Below are 20,629 nucleotides of genomic sequence, written 5' to 3' on the forward strand. Positions count from 1 at the left end.
TGAGCGAACGCTCGGCCTAGCGCGTGGCCGTGAATTCCTTCTCGGCCACCACGTCCTGGAGGGCGGCCAGATCGGCCAGGGCCTTGGCCGTGATGAGGCGTTTCTTGCCCATGGCCAGGGCCTGGGCCTCGATGTTGGTGTTTTCCCGCGACAGGGTGAGCACTTCCCGGGTCACCCGCCAGAAGTCGGCGTAGGCGGCCTGGGCCGGGGCCAGGGCGGCGGCAATCTCGGGCGAGGACAAGGCCCCCAGCCGGTCGAAGGCCTCTTGCGCCCGGGCGTTTTGCCGGTTCATGGCCGCTTCCAGGGTGTCCATGCCGGGGACGGTCTTCTCGTCGATGTGCTGGGCGTGCAGGGACAGGACGGACAGGGTGGCCGTGACGATGCGCAGGGCGTCCTGGCTGGCGTGGCAATCGGCGGCATCGATAACCGGGGTCAGGACCTGCTGCAGGCGGCTGGCGGCCAGGGCCGCCTCGGTGCGCGAGAGCTGGGCGGCCCGCAGGTTGGTGTTGCGCCCGGCCAGGCTGCGCAGGTTGTCGTCCACCGTGGCCATGTCCTCGAAATCGGCGGCCACGAGCTTGAACGATTCGGCTTCCTTGGGATTGTCGGTCTCGTCCACGAGCTGGGCCAGGCTGCCCATGTCCTTTTTCACGCCGGCCATGGCCTCGCGGCCCTTGTCCAGGAACTGCTTGGCCTCGGCTTGGCTCGGCGAGAGCAAGGCGTTTTTTTCCTGATCCACGGCCACAAGCAGGCCGGTGCGTACCGCGGCGATGAGTTGCTGTTTTTTATGCAACTGTGCCAGGTTGGCGCGCACGTTGTCGCCCTGGCAGGCCACAAGGCCCAGGATCAGGAGGAGGCAGGCGGTGGCCCGAACGGCGGAACCAACCGCGCGGTAGGGGCGGGGACGGGAGGCTCGCGACATATTCCCTCCTTGCTCGCGGATCGTGCGCCCTTGTACCCCCGGCTGCCGGTGCGGACAAGCACCCGGGGACCAGGGGGCATGAGAAAACGGAAAGGCCGCGCCCGGGGGCGCGGCCTTTGTCGGTCAGTCGGGGCCGGTTATTTGCGCTTGAGGCGCGCGGCCAGGTATTCGGCCACGTGGCGCACCTCGAAGTGCGTGCCGTCGTGTTCGAAACCGCCGCGGATCTGCATGATGCAGCCCGGGCAGTCGGTGGCCATGGACGTGGCCCCGGTGGCCTTGAGGTTATTGATCTTCTTGCGCAGCAGCTCCTTGGACAGTTCCGGGAACTTGACCGAGAAGGTGCCGCCGAAACCGCAGCAGACATCCTCTTCCGCGGCCGGCAGGTAGTTGAGCCCGGCGTCGCGCAAAAGGGCGCGCGGCGCCTCGGTCACGCCCAGGCCCCGGCACAGGTGGCAGGGGGCATGGTAGGTGACGTCCTTGGACGGGCCGGCGAAGGCCGCCTCGTCCAGGCCCAGCACGTCGCGCACGAAGGAACTGAAGTCCATGACCCGGTGGGCGAACTGGGCCGCCTTGAAGGACATGGCCGGATCATCCGTAAACAGCCGCTTGTAGCCGTGCTTGAGGTAGGAGGCGCAGGAGGCGCACAGGGTGACGATATAGTCGAAGCCTGCCGCGTCGATGGCGTTCATGTTGTGGGCGGCCAGTTCCCGGCCGGCCTTTTTCTCGCCCATCATCATCAGCGGCAGGCCGCAGCAGGACTGGCCCATGGGGTATTCCATGGCCACGCCAGGCTTGCTGGCAATCACGGCCACGGCCGCCTCCATCTGCTCGGGATAGACGAAATCCTGCACGCAGCCCGAGAAAAGGGCCACCTTGATGTCGGCCTTGGCCACCCGGGGCCGGATTTTCTCCCAGCGGTCGCGGAAGGCCTCGTCGGCGATGGCCGGCAGGGCGCGGAAGTCGTGGTCCTTAAAAAGGAACATGGGCAGATGGCGCAGGTAGCCGCCGCCGGCCACGGGCTTTTGCAGCAGCCGGGCGGATTTGAGCATGGTGTGGAACAGCGTGCGGTTTTTGAGTACCGCACCGGCGGCCGAGGAATACAGCGGATGGCCTTCCTCGTCCTGGATGCGGGCATGGACCTCCTTGATCATGGTTGGCAGGTCGATGCCGGCGGCGCACACGGCCTTGCAGGCCCCGCAGTTGAGGCAGTTCTGGACCAGGTTTTTCGCCTTGTCCCGGCCGTGGAAGAAATAGGTGGCCACCAGGCCGATGGCCCCGATGTAGACGTGGCCGTACTTGTGCCCGCCGACCAGCCGGTAGATGGGGCAGACGTTGGCGCAGGCGCCGCAACGGATGCAGCGAAGCGCCTGCTTGAACAGGGGGTCGCGGGCCATGGCCAGGCGGCCGTTGTCCACGAAGACCACGTGGTGGACCTTCTTGCCGTCCTGGCTGCTCGCGCAGGGCACGGCGCCGGTGATCCAGGTGACGTAGGAAGTGAGGTTCTGGCCGGTGGCGTTTTTGGGCAGGCACTTGATGACCCGAAGGGCGTCGTGCAGCGTCGGGGCGAGCTTGTCGATGCCGGCCAGGGCCACGTGGACCCGGGGCAGGGTGGTGGTCAGGCGGCCGTTGCCCTCGTTGGTGATGATGCCGATGGTGCCTGTCGCGGCGATGGCGAAGTTGGCCCCGGAAATGCCCATGTCGGCCTGGCAGTACTTGGGCCGCAGCTCGCGCCGGGCCACCTTGACCAGCTTCTGGATGTCCACGTCCTGCTTTTTGTGGGTGACCTCGGAAAAGAGGTCGGCCACCTGGTAGCGGGACAGGTGGATGGCCGGCATGACCATGTGGGTGGGGCCCTCGTGGCGCAACTGGATGATCCATTCGCCGAGGTCGGTTTCCGTGACTTCCAGGCCCAGGCCCTCGAGGTGGTCGTTTAAGTGGGTTTCCTCGGCGGTCATGGACTTGGATTTGACGATGGTCTTGACCCCGTTTTCCTTGGCGATGCGGCCGATGATCTCGTTGGCCTCGTGGGCGGTGGCGGCCAGGTGGACCTTGGTGCCGGCGGCCTCGGCCTGGCGCTTGAACTCCTCGTACAGTTCCAGGAGGTGGTCGATGGCCTCGTCCTTGGCCGCGGCGATCTCGGCGATGAGTTCCGGGGCGTCGATGCCGGCGAAGGCGTTGGCCCGGGAGGTGCGGTAAGCCACGGCGAACTTGTCCAGGGCCTCGCGCTGGAACTCGTTGTTGAGGGCCTCGCGCAACTGCTGGCGGTACTGGCTTAAATTGGCGGCGTCTTGCATCTATTTGCCCTCCAAGATGAGGATGTGCAGTTCCAGGGGGCCGTGCACGCCAAGGGCCAGCACGCGTTCGATGTCGGCCGTGCGGCTGGGGCCGGTGATGAAGGCCGTGTAGTTGGGCGCCTGTCCCATCCATTCGACCAGCGTTGGTTCGAAATCGTAGGAATCGGCCACGATGGTGCTTTCGGGCAGCACGGCGATGTGGGTCTCGGCGATCATGGTGGCCAGGCGGACTTCCTCGTCCGTGGAACGCACGACGATGGAGCCGGTTTCGGCAATGCCGGCGGCGGCCATGGTCAGGGCGATGTCGATGCCGCCCAGGCGCTCCCGCATGCCCTTGGTGATGACGGCGATGCCGCGCGCCTCGCACAGCGTGGTCAGCTTGGCCACCTCGTCCTCGGGCAGGTCCGGGGCGCAGACGATTTTTTGCTGTTTGGTGGCGCACAGGGCCTCGGCCGTGCCCGAAAGCGGGGCATCGCAGCCCGAGGCGAGGATCTGGCAGGCCTCCTTGGCGTCGCAGGTCTCGGCCACGTAGGCCAGGGCTTCGTCCATGGAGGCGACGGTCCGCACAACGGCCGAAACGAGACCGGCCTTTTCCGTGAGCCGGTCGACCAGGGCAGGTGACGTCGACATGAGGGTCTCCTTGGGATGCGGAAACGGCCCGGCGGACGCCTTGTGGCGACCGCCGGGCCGCGATTGGTGACGGCGGGACTTTAAGGCAGCATCCACTTCAGGGCGTAGGCCTGAAGCAGGGTCAGCACGGCCACGACGCAGAGCATGGCCAGGGAGTGGGGCAGGGTGAACCGGAAGATGTCGCCTTCGTGGCCCACCATGTTCGAGGCGGCGGTGGCCACGGAGATGGACTGGGGCGAGATCATCTTGCCGGTGACGCCGCCCGAGGAGTTGGCGGCCACGCACAGTTCGGGGCTGACGCCGATCTGCTGGGCGGTGGTCTTTTGCAGCGAACCGAACAGGGCGTTGGAGGAGGTGTCGGAACCGGTCAGGAACACGCCCAGCCAGCCGAGCACCGGGGCGAAGAACGGGAAGAGCGCGCCGGTGGCGGTAAAGGCCAGGCCCATGGACGAACTCATGCCGGAGTAGTTCATGATGTAGGCCAGGCCCAGAATCATGGCGATGGTGAAGATGGGCCAGCGCAGCTGCTTGATGGTCCTCAACAGGCAGGGGATGGCCTTGTCCAGGCCGTACTTGGGCATGAAGATCACGGACAACAGGCCGGCGATGAGAATGGCCGTGCCGGGCGTGGACAGGAAGTTGAACTTGAACTGCGCGGCGTAGGGGGTTTCCTTGGCCACGATGGGAGCGGCCTTCACGACCAGGTTGTGCAGGCCGGGCCAGTCGAAGGTCGGAGCGAAGATGGCGTTGAGGAAGTTCTGGACGGGCTTGATGCCCCACAAAAAGACCATGACGGCCAGGATGATGTAGGGAGCCCAGGCGCGCAGGATCTCGCCGCCCGTGTACTGCGACTCGACGGTGCGCTGGGACGCCGGCGGCTCGTCCGGGAAATGCCAGATGTTTTTCGGCTTCCAGACCTTGAGGAAAGCGCCCAGGCCGATGATGGTGACAACGGCCGAGATGATGTCGGGCAGGTAGGGGCCGACGAAGTTGGAGACCAGGAACTGGGAGCCGGCGAAGCAGACGCCGGCGATGAGGACGGCCGGCAGGATTTCCATGGTGCGCTTGAAGCCGCACATGGTCACGGACAGCCACAGGGGCACGATGATGGACAGGAAGGGCAGCTGGCGGCCGCAGATGGCGCTGATCTTCATCATGTCCAGGCCGCTGACCTGGGCGGCGACGACGATGGGAATGCCGATGGCGCCGAAGGCCACCGGGGCGGTGTTGGCGATCAGGCAGATGCCGGCGGCATAGAGCGGGTTGAAGCCCAGGCCCACCAGCATGGCGGCGGTGATGGCCACGGGCGTGCCGAAGCCGGCCGTGCCCTCGATGAAGGAGCCGAAGGCGAAGGCGATGAAAATGGCTTGCAGCCGGCGGTCGTCGGTGATCTGGGCCAGGGAGTTCTTGATGATGTTGAATTCCCCGGATTCCACGGTCATGTTGTAGACCCAGATGGCCGTGATGACGATCCAGACGATGGGGAAAAGGCCGATGGCCGCGCCGTAAAGCGTGGCGTCAAGGGCGAGGCTCACCGGCATGCCCCAGGCCACGATGGCCAGGATGACGGCGGTCAGGGTGGCGGCGAAGGCCGCCTTGTGCCCGGCCATGCGTTTGACGGCCAGCATGTAGAATAGCATGTACAGGGGAATGCCTGCTACGAGCGCGGAAAGCCCATAGCTTCCGAGCGGTTGGTACTGTTGGACCCACGACATGTTGTACGCTCCTTTTGGTTGATATTCGCCCAGCCGCTCCCGATCCCGTCGCCAAAAGGGGGGGTGCAGGCCGAAACCGCCCGTCGGCAGAAGTCGTCGCCCCGGAGCGCGCGCAACCGACGCGCGCCCCGGGGACGTGGGGGCCTACAGCCCCAGGTTCTTTTTGAGCGCGGCCATGTTCACGGCCTGCTGCATGAGCTTGGTCCCGTGCTCGATGCGGGACTTGTCGCGCAGTTTTTCGCGCGTGAGCATGAGCTCCATTTTCTTGGCCACGGAGAAGGTGTCGTCGCGCACCACGATGACCGGCACGCCCTTGTCCTCGGCCTTGGCCAGGATGATGTCGTTGGGGTAGAGGTTGCCGGTGAGGATCAGCGCGGCGCAGCCGCCCTCCAGGGCCACCAGTTGCAGGTCGGCCCGGTCGCCGCCGCACAGGATGGCCACGTCCTTGTGGCGCTTGAAAAAGGTGACGAAGTTCTCCACCTGCATGGTGCCGATGAGGAAGTTGACCACCAGGTTGTCCACGCGCCCGCCCGAGGTGATCAGCCGGCCGCCCAGGCCGTGGGCCAGGTCGCCCGCCCGCACCGCGAACATGATGGGGTCGTGGGGCACGATGCCGAGCACGTCCACGCCCCGGCGCTTGAGGAAGGGCACAATCAGCGTTTCGGCTTCCTCGCGGAAGTGTTCCGGCACGTCGTTTAAGATGACGCCGACCAGGTCGTCGCCCAGGGATTCCTTGGCCGCGGCCAGGTAGTCGTAGTTGTAGTCCTGGAAATAGCGGTCGACCAGCACCACCTTGGTGCCCAGGGCCTGGGCCACGGACACGCCGTCCACGCCGCAGTACTTGCCGGAATACAGGAAGCTGCCCGAACCGCCGACCAGCATCATGTCCTTGCCCTCGGCCAGCTTCTTGTAGCTGTCCACGATGCCGGGCAACAGGTTGGCGCAGTCTTCCAGGAAGGCGCGCATGCGGAAGTCGCGGGTGATGACCACGGGCGTGACCAGGGAGGGCGTTTCGGACAACCCCAGCGCCTGCTGCATGAAATGGGCGTCCTCGTCGCCGATCTGGTTTTCCACCTTGTGGGGCACGGCGCCGACGGGCTTCATGTAGCCCACGCGCAGGCCCTCGCGCTGGAACTGCTGCCCAAGCGCCAGGGTGACGAGGTTTTTGCCCGAATAGCCTTGGGTGGACCCGATGTACAGACCGATCATGGATTGTTCCTCCTGGGGTTCTTACTTCGCGCTCAGGGTGATGCGCACGTCGGCCACCACGGCCTTTTCGGCGTTGACGAGCACGGGGTTGAACTCCGCCTCCTGGATCTCCGGGAAATCCAGGGAGAGTTCGGACATGGTGAGCAAGATGTCCTCGATGGCCTGGAAGTTGATGGGCGGCTCGCCCCGCACGCCCTTGAGCAGCATGTAGGACTTGATTTCGCGGATGATGTTTTTGGCGTCATCGCGCCCGAGCGGCGCCAGGCGGAAGGCGATGTCTTTGAGGATTTCCACGTAGATGCCGCCGAGGCCGAACATCAGCAGCGGCCCGAACTGGTCGTCGCGCTTAAAGCCGATGATGATCTCCTTGCAGCCCTTGGGCGCCATCTCCTGGACCAGGCAGCCGGCGATGTAGGCTTCGGGGCGCAGGCGCTGGGCCCGGGCCGTGATGTCGAAAAAGGCGTTGCGCACGGCTTCGGCGTCGGGAAGGTTCACCTTGACGCCGCCCACGTCGGACTTGTGGGAGATCTGCGGCGAGGCGATTTTGAGCACCACCGGGTAGCCGATCTTTTCAGCGCCGGCCACGGCCTCGTCCGAGGAGCGGGCCAGGACCGTATTGGGGGTGGGCAGGTTGTAGGCGCGCAGCACTTCCTGGGCCTGGAACTCGACCACTTCGGTGGCGCCCTTGGCCCGAGCCTCGTTGATGACCAGCCGGGCCTTCTGGCGGTTGCGCCGGATTTCCGGGTACTCCTGGGCCGGGGTCTGGCGCCACAGGTAGTAGTTGTACATGGTCTCGATGCTTTGGATCAGCGGCTCGGGGTAGATGGAGCAGGGGATGCCGGCCTCGGCCAGCATCTTGACGCCGGGCTTGGTGCGCAGCCCGCCCATGTAGTTGACGAAGATGGGCTTTTTGGTGGTCTTGGCCACGTCGATGATGGCTTCGGCGGTTTCGATAATCTCGGCCGAGGCGGTGGGGGTCAAAAGCACCAGGATGGAATGGACCTGCGGGTCGTCCACCACCACTTCCAGGGTCTTGCGGTAGCGTTCGGCCGGGGCGTCACCGATGAGGTCGATGGGGTTATAGAGCGAGGCGTAGGGAGGCAGGAATTCCTTGAGCCGGTCGATGGTGCTGTTGGAGAGCCGGGCCATGTGGAGCAGGGGCGATTTTTCCGTGGCGTCGGCGGCCAGGATGCCGGGGCCGCCGGAGTTGGTCACCACGCACAGGCCGGGGCCTTCGGGCAGGGGCTGGGTGGAGAAGGCCTGGGCCAGGTCGAACAGGGTGGCCATGTCGCCGGCCCGGATGATGCCGGTCTTGCGGAAGGCGGCGGTGTAGGCGGCGTCGGAGCCGGCGATGGCGCCGGTGTGGGACGAGGCGGCCTTGGCGCCGGCGGCGGTGGTGCCGGATTTGATCATGATCACCGGCTTTTCGCGGGTGACCTTGGCCGCCTGCTCGATGAAATCCGGGCCGTTGGCCACGTTTTCGATGTAGCCGAGGATGACGGACGTATTGGGGTCGGTGCGCAGGCACTCAAGCATGTTGGCTTCGTTGATCACGGCCTTGTTGCCCAGGGAGATGAACTTGGAAAAGCCCACGTTCTCGCCCAGCGCCCAGTCGAGGATGGCGGTGCACAGGGCGCCGGACTGGGAGAAAAACGCGATGGAGCCTTCCTGGGGGTAGCCGGCGGCGAACGAGGCGTTGTTGTGGTCTTGGGTGCTGATAAGCCCCAGGCAGTTGGGGCCGACCATGGCGATTTCGTGCTGGGTGCAGATCTCGATGAGCTTCTGCTCCAGGGCGTAGCCTTCCTTGCCGACCTCTTTGAACCCGGCGGTGATGATGATGGCGGCCTTGACCTTGATGGCGGCCAGGGCTTCCATGGAGGGGACGACGGCGGCCACGGGCACGACGATGACGGCCAGGTCGAGGCCCACGGGCAGGTCCTCGATGCGCTTGGTCACGGGCAGGCCCAGGATTTCGTCGGCTTTGGGGTTTACGGGAATGAGGGTTCCCGCGTACCCGGCCTCCAGCATGTTGTGCACCACCGTATGGCCGACCTTGCCCGGCGCTGCGGAGGCGCCGATGACGGCTACGGTTTTCGGCGCGAAAAGCGCCTGGATATTCTCTTTAAAACTCATTCGGCTACCTCGCTCGCCAGTTGTGATGCGGCCGGGCTTACTCGCCGGCCAGTGTCTCCGCGTAGATCTCCACCGGATGCCGGATGGCCAGCCTGTCGCCGGCCTGGGACAGCATGTCCCCTATCTGCAGCATGCAGGCCGGGCAGCTCGTGGCCACAACGGTTGCCCCCGTGGCCGCGATGTTGTCCCGCTTGCGCTTTCCAATGCGCTTGGACAGGTCGTAGTGCTGCAAGGTGAAGCTTCCGCCGGATCCGCAGCAGGAATCCGCGCCGTCCATCTCCACGAGGCGGTAGCGCGGGTTGGCCGCGATGAGCGCCCTGGGCTCGGCGGAGATGCCCAGGGATTTTTTGAGGTGGCAGGGGTCGTGGTAGGTGACCGCGATGTCGCCGCCCGTGGCGGCGGGCCCTTCGGTCACTTTCAGGTCCTGAACCAGGAAGGCGCTGATGTCCTTGACCTTGGGCGCGAGCTCCCGGATCTTGAACCGGGTGGACTCGGGCAGCCCTTCGGCCATCAGCGGCCATATCTTCTTGATGGTCGAGGTGCAGGTGGCGCAGGGCGTCACCAGCACGTCGAAGTCGTGGTCGGCAAAGAGCTTGACGTTGGCGGCGACCAGGGTCTCGAAGGTGTCGCGGTCGCCCGAGGACAGGGCCGGGATGCCGCAGCAGGCCTGGCCGTGGGGCATGAAGACACCCACGCCGTGGTGGTCGCAGACCTTGAGGATGGCCTGGCCGATGCGCGGGAACATCTTGTCCACCACGCAGCCGTAGAAAAAGGCCACCTTGAGGCCGGACGGCCCGCGGGGGGTGTCGCGCTCGGCCGACGAGGCGTGCAGGGACGTGCCGGCCAGTGGCGCGAAATGCCGCCCTTCCAGCAGGTTCGAGAACACGCGGGCGCAGGACGAGCCGATGGCGTCGTTGACCGGCCGGGTGAAGATCCCCTGGAACTTGGCCGCGACGGCCATGACCGAGTCGAACAGCCTCGGGTTTTTGAGCAGCCCCCGGAAGATCGCCCGCTTGACCGGCGGCAGGCCGTAATAGCCGGTGAGGAAGGCCCGGGCCTTGAGGAAGATGTCCAGGGCCTTGACGCCGCTCGGGCAGTTGGCCTGGCAGGAGCCGCACAAAAGGCAGGCGTCCAGGCGTTCCTTGACCCCGGCCGGGTCCTTGATGACCTCGTCGGCCAGGCATTCGAGCAGGGCGATCTTGCCCCGGGCCACGTGGCCCTCGAGCCCCGTCTCCCCGTAGAGGGGACACACGGCCTGGCACATGCCGCAGCGCATGCAGGCCACCAGCTGGTCGTCGATCTGCTTAAGCAGGCCGACCAGTTCGCGCATCTCGCTCATGTTACTCCCCCGTGATCTTGCCGGGATTGAGGATACCCTTGGGATCCAGGGCCTTTTTGAGCTTGCGGGCGTAGAGGAGGGAACCGGCGCCCACTTCCTTGACCATGTATTTGGACTTGGCGGTGCCGATGCCGTGCTCGCCGGACAGCGTGCCGCCAAGGGACAGGGCCACGTCGAAGATCTCGTCGATGGCCTCTTCCACGCGTTTGAACTCCTCGTGGTCGCGCTTGTCGGTGAGGATGGTCGGGTGCAGGTTGCCGTCGCCGGCGTGGCCGAAGGTGCCGATGGTGAGCTTGTACTTGGCCGCGATCTTCTCCAGGGCACCGACCATGGCCGGGATCCGGGAGCGGGGGACGGTGGCGTCTTCCAGCACCGTGGTCGGGCGCACCCGGGCCAGGGCGGACAGGGCGGCCCGGCGGGCTTCCCAGACCTTGTTGCGCTCGGCCGCGTCCTTGGCCACCTGGATGCGGGTGGCGCCCACGCGCTTGCAGATGGCCTCGACCTCGGCCGCCTCGTCCTCGACCTGGGCCGGGTGGCCGTCCACTTCGATGAGCAGCAGGGCCTTGGCGTCGGTGGGCAGCCCGGCATGGGCGAAGTCCTCGACGGTCTTGATGGTGAAATCGTCCATGTACTCGAGCGTCGCCGGCACGATCTTGGCGGCGATGATGGCGGCCACGGTCTCCGAGGCTTTGCCCAGGTCGTCGAAGATGGCCATCATGGCCTTGCTGGCCTTGGGCGGCGGCACGAGCTTGAGGATGATCTCGTTGAAGACCCCGAGCGTGCCTTCGGAGCCGACCATGAGGCCGTGCAGGTTCATGCCGGTGACGCACTTGACGGTGCGCGACCCGGTTTTGACCAGCTCGCCGTCCACGTCGTAGAGGCTTAAGCCCATGACGTAGTCCTTGGTGACGCCGTACTTGAGGCCGCGCAGCCCGCCGGCGTTTTCGGCCACGTTGCCGCCGATGGTGGACACGGCCTGGCTGCCCGGGTCGGGCGGATAAAAAAGGCCGCGCTTGGCCACCTCGGCCGCGAACTTGGCCGTGATCACGCCGGTTTGCACCACGGCGTACATGTCGGCTTCGTTGATCTCGATGATCTTACTCAGCGCCCCGGTCAGGGCCACCACCCCCCCGGGGGAGGGGATGGTGCCGCCGGAGAGGTTGGTGCCGGAGCCGCGCACGGTCAGCGGCAGGCCGAGTTCGTTGCAGGTTTTCACCACCCGTCCCAGAGCCTCGGGCGTCTCGGGACGCACGGCCAGGGCCGGGAGTTTGGGGGGCAGGACGGCCGCGTCGTAGGAATAGGCGTGGCGATCCACCTCGCTGGCCAGGACGTTTTCCTTGCCGACGATTTCCGCGAACTTCTGGGACAGGTGGTTATCCATGTGTCTGCTCTCGCTTTTACTTATTTGCCGGCGCGGCCGTCGTCACAGGGCTCGCCGTTTCCGGGACGGGCATGCTCGGCAGTTTCGGCCGTGGCGCAGTAAGCCGGGTCTTCGCCGGCCTCGGCCGCGCCGGCCGGGGCGGGGGCACCTTCGACCGGCATGGCGGCCAGGTACTCGAGCTCCTTGTAGCGTTCCTTGTAGGCCGCCTCCATTTCCGTGCGATAGCGCTTGGACATGTCGGGGTGCATCTTCTCCAGGGCGGCGTAGCGCACTTCGCCGGACAGGAAGCCCTGGAAGTCGCCGGCCGGGGCCTTGGAGTCGATGGTCAGCGGATTTACGCCCTTGGCCTTGAGGTCCGGGTTGTACCGGTACAGCGGCCAGTAGCCGGTTTCCACGGCGAGTTTCGCCTCTTCCATGGACTTGCCCATGCCCTTGCGGATGCCCTGGTTGATGCAGGGGGCGTAGGCGATGACGATGGACGGGCCCTTGTGGGCCTCGGCCTCAAGGAAGGCCTTGAGGGTCTGGTTCTTGTCCGCGCCCATGGCGACGCTCGCCACGTAGACGTAGCCGTAGGTCATGGCCATGCGGCCCAGGTCCTTCTTGCCCGTGACCTTGCCGGCCGCGGCGAACTTGGCGATGGCGCCCAGCGGCGTGGCCTTGGAGGCCTGGCCGCCGGTGTTGGAGTAGACCTCGGTGTCCATGACCAGGATGTTGACGTCCTCGCCCGAGGCGATGACGTGGTCGAGGCCGCCGAAACCGATGTCGTAGGCCCAGCCGTCGCCGCCGAAGATCCACACGGACTTCTTGGTGAAGATGTCGGCGTCGGCGGCAATGGCGGCCTGGGCCGGATCGTTCTTGTCGAGCAGGGCCTTGAGCTGGTCGCCGTAGAGGCGCGAGCCGGCCGCGTCGTCCTTGCTCGCCAGCCAGCCGGACAGGGCGGCGCGCAGTGCGTCGGGCACCGCGCCGCCAAGGGCCTCGGACACCTTGTCGGCCAGCTTGTCGCGGCGCTGCATCAGCGCCATGTTGTAGCCGAAGCCGAACTCGGCCGCGTCCTCGAACAGCGAGTTGTTCCAGGCCGGGCCGTAACCGTCGGCGTTAACGGCGTAAGGCGAGGTCGGCGCCGAGCCGCCCCAAATCGAGGAGCAACCCGTGGCGTTGGCCACCATCATGCGTTCGCCGAAAAGCTGGGTGAGCAGCTTGACGTACGGGGTCTCGCCGCAACCGGCGCAGGCGCCCGAGAACTCGAGCAGGGGCTGGTGGAACTGGCTGCCCTTGAGGTTCTCGCGCTTGACCAGGGAGGCCTTGTTGGCAAGCGTCATGGCGAAGTCGTAGTTGGCCGCCTGGGTCGTCACTTCCTCCTCGAGGGGCTTCATCACGAGCGCCTTCTGCTTGGCCGGGCAGACGTCGGCGCAGGAGCCGCAGCCCATGCAGTCCATGGGGAAGACCTGCATGCGGTAGGCCAGGCCCTTGAGCTCCTTGCCTGTGGCCGGCAGGGTGTCGTAGCCGGCCGGCGCGCCGGCCATCTCGGCCTCGTCGGCCAAAAACGGCCGGATGGTGGCGTGGGGGCAGACGTAGGAGCACTGGTTGCACTGGATGCAGTTTTCCTTGATCCAGTGGGGGATGTTGATGGCCACGCCGCGCTTTTCGTAGCGCGAGGTGGCGGCCGGGAAGGAGCCGTTCTCGGCGAAGGCCGACACCGGCTGTTCGTCGCCCTTCTGGGCCAGGATGGGCCGGATGACCTTGTTGAAGTATTCGGGCTCGTCGGGGGTGGCGGCCGGGGCGTCGGCGGCGGCGGCCCAGGAGGCCGGGACCGCGATCTCGACCAGGCCTTCCATGGCCAGGTCCACGGCGTCGACGTTCATCTTGACGATCTTCTCGCCCTTGTTGCCGTAGGTCTTCCTGATGGAGTCCTTGAGCAGGCTGATGGCCTCTTCGATGGGCAGCACGCCGGCCAGCTTGAAAAAGGCCGTCTGCATGACCATGTTGATGCGGGCACCAAGGCCGGTCTTGGCACCGATGGCCACGGCGTCGATGTTGTAGACCTTGAGCTTTTTGGCGGCGATGGTGCGCAGCATGTGCCCGGGCAGGTTGGCTTGGAGTTCCTCGGCGGTGTTCCAGGACGAGTTGAGCACGAAGGTGCCGCCGTCCTTGATCCCTTCCAGGATGTCGTAGGTGTGCACGTAGCTCGGCTTGTGGCAGGCGATGTAGTCGGCCGCGTCGACCAGGTACGTGGACTGGATGGGCTTTTTGCCGAAGCGCAGGTGGGAGACGGTGATGCCGCCGGATTTCTTGGAGTCGTAGGCGAAGTAGCCCTGGGCGTAGAGGTCGGTGTTGTCGCCGATGATTTTAATCGCCGACTTGTTGGCGCCGACGGTGCCGTCGGAGCCGAAGCCCCAGAACTTGCACTGCACGGTGCCCTCGGGGACCGTGGGCAGCGGGCCGCCCATGGGCAGGGAGGAGCCGGAGACGTCGTCGTCGATGCCGACCACGAAGTGGCGCTTGGGGCTGCCCGCGGCCATGTTGTCGAAGATGGCCTTGGCCATGCCGGGGCGGAATTCCTTGGACCCCAGGCCATAGCGGCCGCTCATGAGCTTGGGAATGGCGCCGCCGCGCTCGATGAAGGCCGCGCAGACGTCCTCGTAGAGCGGATCGCCGAGGCTGCCGGGTTCCTTGGTGCGGTCGAGCACGGTGACCACTTCGGCCGAGGCCGGCAGGACCTTGAACAGGGCATCCGGGGCGAAGGGCCTAAACAGGCGGACCTTGACCAGGCCGACCTTCTCGCCCTTGGCATTTAAGTAGTTGACCACTTCCTCCACGGTTTCGCAGGAGGAGCCCATGGACACGACCACACGGTCGGCGTCGGGGGCGCCCACGTAGTCGAAGAGCTTGTAGGGCCGGCCGGTCAGGGCGCCGACCTTGTCCATCATGGCCGAGACGATGCCGGGCAGGACCTGGTAGTAGGGGTTGGCCCGCTCGCGGCCCTGGAAGAAGATGTCCGGGTTCTGGGCGGTGCCGCGCATGTCCGGGTGTTCGGGGTTCATGGCCTTGGCCCGGAAGGCGGCGATCTTCTCGAAATTGACCAGCCCCTTGATGTCCTCGTAGTCGATGACTTCGATTTTCTGGATCTCGTGGGAGGTGCGGAAGCCGTCGAAGAAGTGGACGAAGGGGACGCTGCCCTCGATGGCCGACAGGTGGGCGACCAGGGCCAGGTCCATGCACTCCTGGACCGAGGCCGAGGCGATCTGGGCGAAACCGGCGGAGCGGGCGGCCATGACGTCGGAGTGGTCGCCGAAGATGGACAGGGCGTGGGTGGCGACAGCCCGGGCCGACACGTGGAAGACGGCCGGCAGGAGTTCGCCGGCGATCTTGAACATGTTGGGGATCATGAGCAGCAGGCCCTGGGAGGCGGTGAAGGTGGTGGTCAGGGCGCCTGCGGCGAGCGACCCGTGGACGGCGCCGGCCGCACCGGCCTCGGACTGCATTTCGCGGATGGTTACGGTCTGGCCGAAGATGTTTTTCAGGCCTTTGGCCGCCCATTCGTCCGCGATCTCGCCCATGGTGGACGAGGGGGTAATGGGGTAGATCGCCGCCGTATCGCTTAACGCGTAGGCGATGTGCGTGGTGGCGGTATTGCCGTCCATGCTTTTCATCTTCTTGGCCATGCTCACGTCTCCTTAAAAGTTGTCGTTCGACCGAACAGAGGAAGGCCGGGGTCGACGCTTCCTCTTTAGGCAATCCTCGTGCCACTTGTAAAAAGGCAGAAAGACTTCGATGAGTTGACGAACAGGTGACCCCTTTCCTGGCCCGGGCACGGGAAGGGCATCCGATTTTTCGGATGTCAACGGAAGAGCTAATACCGCGAAATTTAAGGGTTCGTAAAGCAATTCCGCGATTTCGCCCCAATCCGTTTTTTCAGACAGCCTTGCTGTGTCCGGAAAACCAGACAGCCTGCCCCGCGTCAATGGCCGGAAGTGGGATTCCTGGCTCCTCATGCCACAAGCCGGGCATAATGGCACGGGGAAAAGGCGGAAATTTGGATTGTCCAAAAAGACGCAAAGTCCGTCGGGAAGGGGACGCGAAACGCGTCCGGAAGTGCGGACTTCCTCGGCTGGATCAGTCGGGAATCGCTAAATTGTTCTTTTTCAGCAGCGCGTAAAAATGCGACCGCGACAGGCCCGAGATGTCGACCATGGCCGCCACGTCGCGGCCGTGCTCGGCCAGAAGGCCTTCGAGGTAGCGGCGCTCCATGGCTTCCTTGTAGTCCTTGAGCGTGCGCCGGCCAATGGGCGCCCCGGCGAGCTCGACCCGCTCCGGCCCGGCGGCCGCCGGCCGCTCGGAAAGCTGCTGGCCGCGTTCCAGGCTGGACTTGGCCACCTTGATGCGCAGGTCCCGGGGCAGGTGCATGCTGTAGAGCGTCTTTTCCCGGCCGGCGGCCAGAAAGGCCCGCTCGAGGACGTTTCGCAGCTCGCGCACGTTGCCCGGCCAGTCGTAGGCCTCGAGCACGCTCAAAAATTCCGCGTCAAAGCCCTTGGGCGGCAAGGCGTACTGCGAACACAGGGCGTCGACCACGGACAGCGTCAGGGGTTTTACGTCCTCGGGCCGGTCGCGCAGGGGCGGCAGGCGCAGCTCGATGGTTTTGAGGCGAAAATAGAGGTCGCGCCGAAACTGGCCGGCTTCCACCTGGGCTTCCAGGTCGCGGTTGGTGGCGGCAATGAGGCGGAAATCGCTCTTGGCCTCGGCCACGGCCCCGACCGGCCGGAAGGTCTTTTCGTGGAGCACCCGCAAAAACGTCTTTTGCAGCGACATGGGCATCTCGCCCACCTCGTCGAGGAACAGCGTGCCGCCGTCGGCCAGCTGCACCAGGCCGACGCGGTCGGCGTCGGCCCCGGTGAAGGCGCCTTTCTTGTGGCCGAAAAGCGTGCTCTCGACCAGGGTCTCGGTCAAGGAGGCGCAGTCCACGGTGACAAACGGCGCCTTGGCCCGGGAACTGTTGGCGTGGATGAGCCGGGAGAAAAGCTCCTTGCCCGTGCCGGTCTCGCCCGTGACCAGCACGGCGGCGCTGGACCAGGCAGCATGGGCCACCTGGTCCAGGCAGGGCTGCATGCGGGGGCTGGCCGTCACGCAGCCGGCCAGGGACAGCGACACCGGCGCCTTGTCGCAGCGCCGCTCCTCGCGGTAGCGCAGGGCGCGCTGGAGGGTCAGCATCATCTGCTTGATGGGCGAGGGCTTGACCAGGTAGTCCCACACGCCCTCCTGGATGGCCAGCTCCGCGCCGTCCGGGTCGCCCATGCCGGTCAGGATGATGACCTCCGGGGCATCGGGCAGGCGCTTGATCTCGGGCAGGGCGGCCAGGCCGTTGCCGTCGGGCAGGCGCACGTCCAGAAACACCACGTCGAAGCTCTCGCGGGAAAGCAGCTCCAGGCCGGCGGTCAGGTTGCCGGCGGCGTCGCTGGTCAGGCGCATGCGGCGGGCCAGGCTTTCGATGGTGTCGCGAACCTCGGGGTCGTCGTCGATGATGCAGACGGATTTCATGCGGCCTTGGTTTGGGGCTTGGCGTCGAGCACTTCGCGGATGGCCGCGGAGATGATCGCCTGGTTGTAGGGCTTGAGCACGATCTTTTTGATGTTGCCGGCCAGTTCCCGGTCCTCGATGTCGCCCAGGCGCCCGGAGACGAGGATGACCGGGAGCCGGGGGGCCAGGGCGGCGATGCGGCGGGCCAGTTCCAGGCCGTTTATGTCGGGCATGTCGTAGTCGGTGATGCACACGTCGAAGGCGCCGGCATCGAGGGCCAGGCGGGCCAGGGCCGGGGCGGCGCCGCCGTAGGCCGTGACCTCGTGGCCGAGCTGGGCCAGGACGCGGGGAATGGTCAAAAGCTGGTCCTCGTCGTCCTCCACGAACAGGATGCGGTCGCGGCCGCGGTTGGCGGCGGCGTCCTGGGGCGGCGGCGCCGCCTCGGCCTGGCCGAGCAGGGGCAAAAAGACGTCGAAGCCCGTGGACATCCCGGGAAGGCTGGCCACCCGCACGGCGCCACGGTGGTTCTTGACGATGCCGCGCACCACGGCCAGCCCCAGGCCCGTGCCCTCGCCCTTCTGCTTGGTGGTGAAAAACGGATCGAAGATCTTGTCCAGGATGTCGGCCGGGATGCCCGGGCCGGTGTCGACAATGGAAATGCGGGCGTAGCGGCCGGCCCGCACCCCGACCTGGCCGGCCATGGTCTCGTCCAGGTCGTCCTCGGCCAGGGCCAGGGTGAGCAGGCCGCCGCAGGCGCGCATGGCCTGGAAGGCGTTGGTGCACAGGTTCATGACGATCTGGTGGAGCTGGGTGGGGTCGGCCCGGCAGGTGACGGGATGGGCCGGTATGTCCAGGACGATCTTGATGTTGCGCGGCATGGAGGCCTTGAGCAGGCCGGCCGCCTCGCCGATGGCGTCCACGATGTTGATGGGGGCGAAACCGGCCTGGGAGGGCCGGGTAAACGACAGGATCTGCTTGACCAGCCGGCTGCCGCGCTGGCCGGCCTTGAGCACCCGGCGCATGTCGTCGGTGATGGGCTCGCCTTCGGGCAGGTCCATCAGCGCCAGCTCCGTGGAATTGATGATGGAGGTGAGGATATTGTTGAAGTCGTGGGCGATGCCGCCGGCCAGGGTGCCGATGGCCTCCATCTTCTGGGATTGCAGCAACTGGCGTTCCAGGCTCACCTTCTGGGTCACGTCCTCGGCCGTGGACAGCACGCCCACCACGGCCCCCTTGTCGTCATGGAGGGGCACCTTTTTGATCTCGAGCAGCACGTCGGAGCCGCGCACGTTGCGGGCGGCCAGTTCGCCGGACACGGCCCGGTTGTTGCGCATGACGTCCACGTCCGTGGCCCGCACGGCGTCCATGTCCTCCCGGCGCAGCGGCAGGGCGTAGTCGTCGCGGCCCATGAGGTCGGCCAGGTCGGCGAAGCCGAAGAATTCGATGAAGGCCCGGTTGGCGCCGATGTAGCGCAGGGCCTTGTCCTTCCAGGACACGAGCTGGGGGATGTTGTCAAGGACCAGGCGCAGCATCTCCTGGGATTCGCGAAGCGCCCGTTCGGCCTCGTGGCGCATGGTCACGTCCTCGACCACGCCCTCGACGTAGGCCAGGTAGCCGCCGGGGTCGGCCACCAGGCGCATGTTGATGTTGACGGTGATGATGCGCGTGTCCGGGCGCACGAACCGGGTTTCCACCGTGACCGTGCCGGCGGCGGCGTCCACCGAGCCCATGAGCGACTCGAAGCGTTCGTTGCCGGAAAAAAGCACCTCCACCAGGTCGCCCCGGCGATTGGCCAGTTCCTTGAGATCGCGCACGCCGAGCATGGCGAGCAAGGCCGGGTTGACGTCCACGGCCCGGCCGTCGGGGGTCATGCGGAAGATGCCCAGGGCCGAATTCTCGAAGATGCCCCGGTATTTCTCCTCGGCCTGGCGCAGCTTTTCCGAGGCTCGCTTGAGCTGGGAGATGTCGTAGAGCACGCCCACCAGGCCGGCGATGCCACCCTTGGCCGTTTCGTACACGGCCCGGTGCAGGATGACCGAACGTGGGTCCTCGTCGTCGGCGGCCAGGATCTCGGCCTCGCCCACGCGCACACCCGGTTCGCGCAGCAACTGCTCGTCGCCCTCGTCCAGGAAGGTCGACAAGGGGGACTGGGTCAGGCCGGCGCAGGCCTCGGCGGCGACGGCATCGGAGGCCAGGCCGCACCAGGCGCGGAAGGCCGGGTTGCAGCCCCGGTATATGCCGGCCCCGTCCTTGAAATAGAGGGGAATGGGGATGGTGTTGACCAGGGTTTCCATGAAGGACAGCTGGTCCTTGATGGTTTCCTCGACCCGGCGGCGGCGCAGGATGTTGGTCACCAGCAGGACCATGACGTAGCACAGGATGATGACGCTGATGATGACCGTCCAGAAGACGGCGATATTGACGTGGTAGAAGGGGTAGGGCTCGTTTATGAGCGTGAAGTTCGAGGGCAGCTTGTCCGTGGTGATGCCCAGGCGCAGCATTTCCCTGTAATCGAAGACGTAGGCGTCCTCGGTTTTGGTGACCACGGGCAACTGGGCGATGGGGGTGCCGTGCATGAGTTGATCGGCCATCTCGGCGGCCAGGCGGCCTTCCTCGAAGCCGCTGTGGAGCCTGCCGCCGAGGATGCCGTGGCCGAGCATGAACTGCCAGGCGCTGTAGATGGGCAGGTCGGACTTGGCCCGGATGGCCGCCAGCACCTCGTTGACCGAATAGACGTCGTTTTCGGTGTCCTTGTAGAAGGGGATGAGGAAGATCATGGCGTCGGCGGGCAGGGCGGCCACGGTGTCGAGGATCTGCGGCAGGGTCAGGTTGTCCTGGTATTCGAAGTCCAGGCGTCCGGCGAAGGCGTGTTCCACGGCGCGCAACTGGTTGCCGATGGCCACGCCGGTGATGGAGGTGTCGCCGAAGATGACCAGGCGACGGCGGTCGGGATGGAAGCGCAGGGCCAGTTCGAGGGTCTCGCGGATGTCTGGTTCCTCGAGCACGCCGGTGAAGTCGGGATGGCCATCGAGCCAGTCGGGGCGGAAGTCGTTGACGCCGCAAAAGACCAGGGGCACGCCGGGGAAGAGCTCGTCCTTGTATTCGCGCAGGAAATCGAAGGCGAAATTGTCCGAGGCCAGCAGGGCGCTGAAGCGGGTGTTGCGGTACTTGAGCTTGTAGAAATCGTGGAGCATGCCGCGCAGTGTCGGATCGGTGTATTTCTTCGAGTCCATGTACTCGATTTGCAGGTCCACATTGAAATCGGAATGGGAAAAGGCCTCGCGGATGCCGGCCAGGATTTCGTCCGACCACTGGTAGCCGTTCTGGTAGGAATTGAAATACAAGACGTTTTTGCGGATTTTTTCCGCATGGCCCAAGCCCGGCCAGAAGCAGGCCAGCAAGGTGAGGCATAAGGCGATCCGTGGAACCATGGCTGCTCGCGGCGAGGGATGGCGCGGGCGCAGGATGCGCCGTGCGTTTCGGCCAATGTTGTCACGG

11 protein-coding genes are annotated in these 20,629 nt (G+C 65.8%); all 11 read right to left on the reverse strand.

All coding sequences use genetic code 11. The features are described from left to right. Positions 1-16: 16 nt before the first annotated feature. On the reverse strand, positions 17-919 hold the full coding sequence (locus ACP59X_RS11880) for a hypothetical protein (protein WP_428558484.1): 903 nt from the start codon (positions 917-919) through the stop codon (positions 17-19). Between the two features lie 137 nt (positions 920-1,056). Further along, positions 1,057-3,213 (reverse strand): L-lactate dehydrogenase (quinone) large subunit LdhH, encoded by a 2,157-nt coding sequence (gene ldhH / locus ACP59X_RS11885; RefSeq protein ID WP_428558487.1) that lies wholly within the window; start codon positions 3,211-3,213, stop codon positions 1,057-1,059. Then, entirely contained in the window at positions 3,214-3,843 is a 630-nt protein-coding gene (locus ACP59X_RS11890; protein WP_323426322.1) for a LutC/YkgG family protein, read from the reverse strand. It abuts the gene before it with no gap. A gap of 80 nt (positions 3,844-3,923) precedes the next feature. Then, the gene (locus ACP59X_RS11895) at positions 3,924-5,558 is read right to left on the reverse strand and encodes an L-lactate permease (RefSeq protein WP_428558490.1); all 1,635 of its coding nucleotides are present in this window, start codon (positions 5,556-5,558) and stop codon (positions 3,924-3,926) included. A gap of 144 nt (positions 5,559-5,702) precedes the next feature. Beyond that, on the reverse strand, positions 5,703-6,767 hold the full coding sequence (locus ACP59X_RS11900) for a phosphotransacetylase family protein (protein ID WP_428558492.1): 1,065 nt from the start codon (positions 6,765-6,767) through the stop codon (positions 5,703-5,705). Between the two features lie 21 nt (positions 6,768-6,788). Beyond that, positions 6,789-8,900 carry an acetate--CoA ligase family protein gene (locus ACP59X_RS11905; RefSeq protein ID WP_428558494.1) on the reverse strand — a complete coding sequence of 704 codons (2,112 nt, stop codon included), beginning with the start codon at positions 8,898-8,900 and terminating at the stop codon, positions 6,789-6,791. Positions 8,901-8,937: 37 nt separating this feature from the next. Then, positions 8,938-10,239, reverse strand: a complete 1,302-nt coding sequence (locus ACP59X_RS11910; protein WP_428558496.1) for a (Fe-S)-binding protein — start codon at positions 10,237-10,239, stop codon at positions 8,938-8,940. 1 nt (position 10,240) lies between these two features. Then, positions 10,241-11,620, reverse strand: a complete 1,380-nt coding sequence (locus ACP59X_RS11915) for an FAD-binding oxidoreductase (RefSeq protein WP_428558499.1) — start codon at positions 11,618-11,620, stop codon at positions 10,241-10,243. Between the two features lie 20 nt (positions 11,621-11,640). Beyond that, a complete protein-coding gene (gene nifJ, locus ACP59X_RS11920; protein WP_428558501.1) occupies positions 11,641-15,282 on the reverse strand; it encodes a pyruvate:ferredoxin (flavodoxin) oxidoreductase in 3,642 nt (1,213 codons plus the stop codon). Between the two features lie 451 nt (positions 15,283-15,733). After that, positions 15,734-17,152: a sigma-54-dependent transcriptional regulator gene (locus tag ACP59X_RS11925; RefSeq protein ID WP_428558503.1), complete on the reverse strand. Its 1,419-nt coding sequence runs from the start codon at positions 17,150-17,152 to the stop codon at positions 15,734-15,736. Further along, a complete protein-coding gene (locus tag ACP59X_RS11930; RefSeq protein WP_428558505.1) occupies positions 17,149-20,562 on the reverse strand; it encodes a PAS domain S-box protein in 3,414 nt (1,137 codons plus the stop codon). Before ACP59X_RS11930 ends, ACP59X_RS11925 begins: the two co-directional genes overlap by 4 nt. Positions 20,563-20,629: the final 67 nt, after the last annotated feature.

It is taken from the genome of Solidesulfovibrio sp. DCME (assembly GCF_049995385.1).
GTDB lineage: Bacteria > Desulfobacterota > Desulfovibrionia > Desulfovibrionales > Desulfovibrionaceae > Solidesulfovibrio.

What these genes read in the sequence shown, in the direction of transcription:
- ACP59X_RS11900 (WP_428558492.1), bottom strand. Translation starts at nt 6,767, where the DNA reads ATGATCGGTCTGTACATCGGGTCCACCCAAGGCTATTCGGGCAAAAAC.
- ACP59X_RS11910 (WP_428558496.1), bottom strand. Translation starts at nt 10,239, where the DNA reads ATGAGCGAGATGCGCGAACTGGTCGGCCTGCTTAAGCAGATCGACGAC.
- ACP59X_RS11930 (WP_428558505.1), bottom strand. Translation starts at nt 20,562, where the DNA reads ATGGTTCCACGGATCGCCTTATGCCTCACCTTGCTGGCCTGCTTCTGG.
- ACP59X_RS11880 (WP_428558484.1), bottom strand. Translation starts at nt 919, where the DNA reads ATGTCGCGAGCCTCCCGTCCCCGCCCCTACCGCGCGGTTGGTTCCGCC.
- ACP59X_RS11915 (WP_428558499.1), bottom strand. Translation starts at nt 11,620, where the DNA reads ATGGATAACCACCTGTCCCAGAAGTTCGCGGAAATCGTCGGCAAGGAA.
- ldhH (WP_428558487.1), bottom strand. Translation starts at nt 3,213, where the DNA reads ATGCAAGACGCCGCCAATTTAAGCCAGTACCGCCAGCAGTTGCGCGAG.
- ACP59X_RS11890 (WP_323426322.1), bottom strand. Translation starts at nt 3,843, where the DNA reads ATGTCGACGTCACCTGCCCTGGTCGACCGGCTCACGGAAAAGGCCGGT.
- ACP59X_RS11895 (WP_428558490.1), bottom strand. Translation starts at nt 5,558, where the DNA reads ATGTCGTGGGTCCAACAGTACCAACCGCTCGGAAGCTATGGGCTTTCC.
- nifJ (WP_428558501.1), bottom strand. Translation starts at nt 15,282, where the DNA reads ATGGCCAAGAAGATGAAAAGCATGGACGGCAATACCGCCACCACGCAC.
- ACP59X_RS11925 (WP_428558503.1), bottom strand. Translation starts at nt 17,152, where the DNA reads ATGAAATCCGTCTGCATCATCGACGACGACCCCGAGGTTCGCGACACC.
- ACP59X_RS11905 (WP_428558494.1), bottom strand. Translation starts at nt 8,900, where the DNA reads ATGAGTTTTAAAGAGAATATCCAGGCGCTTTTCGCGCCGAAAACCGTA.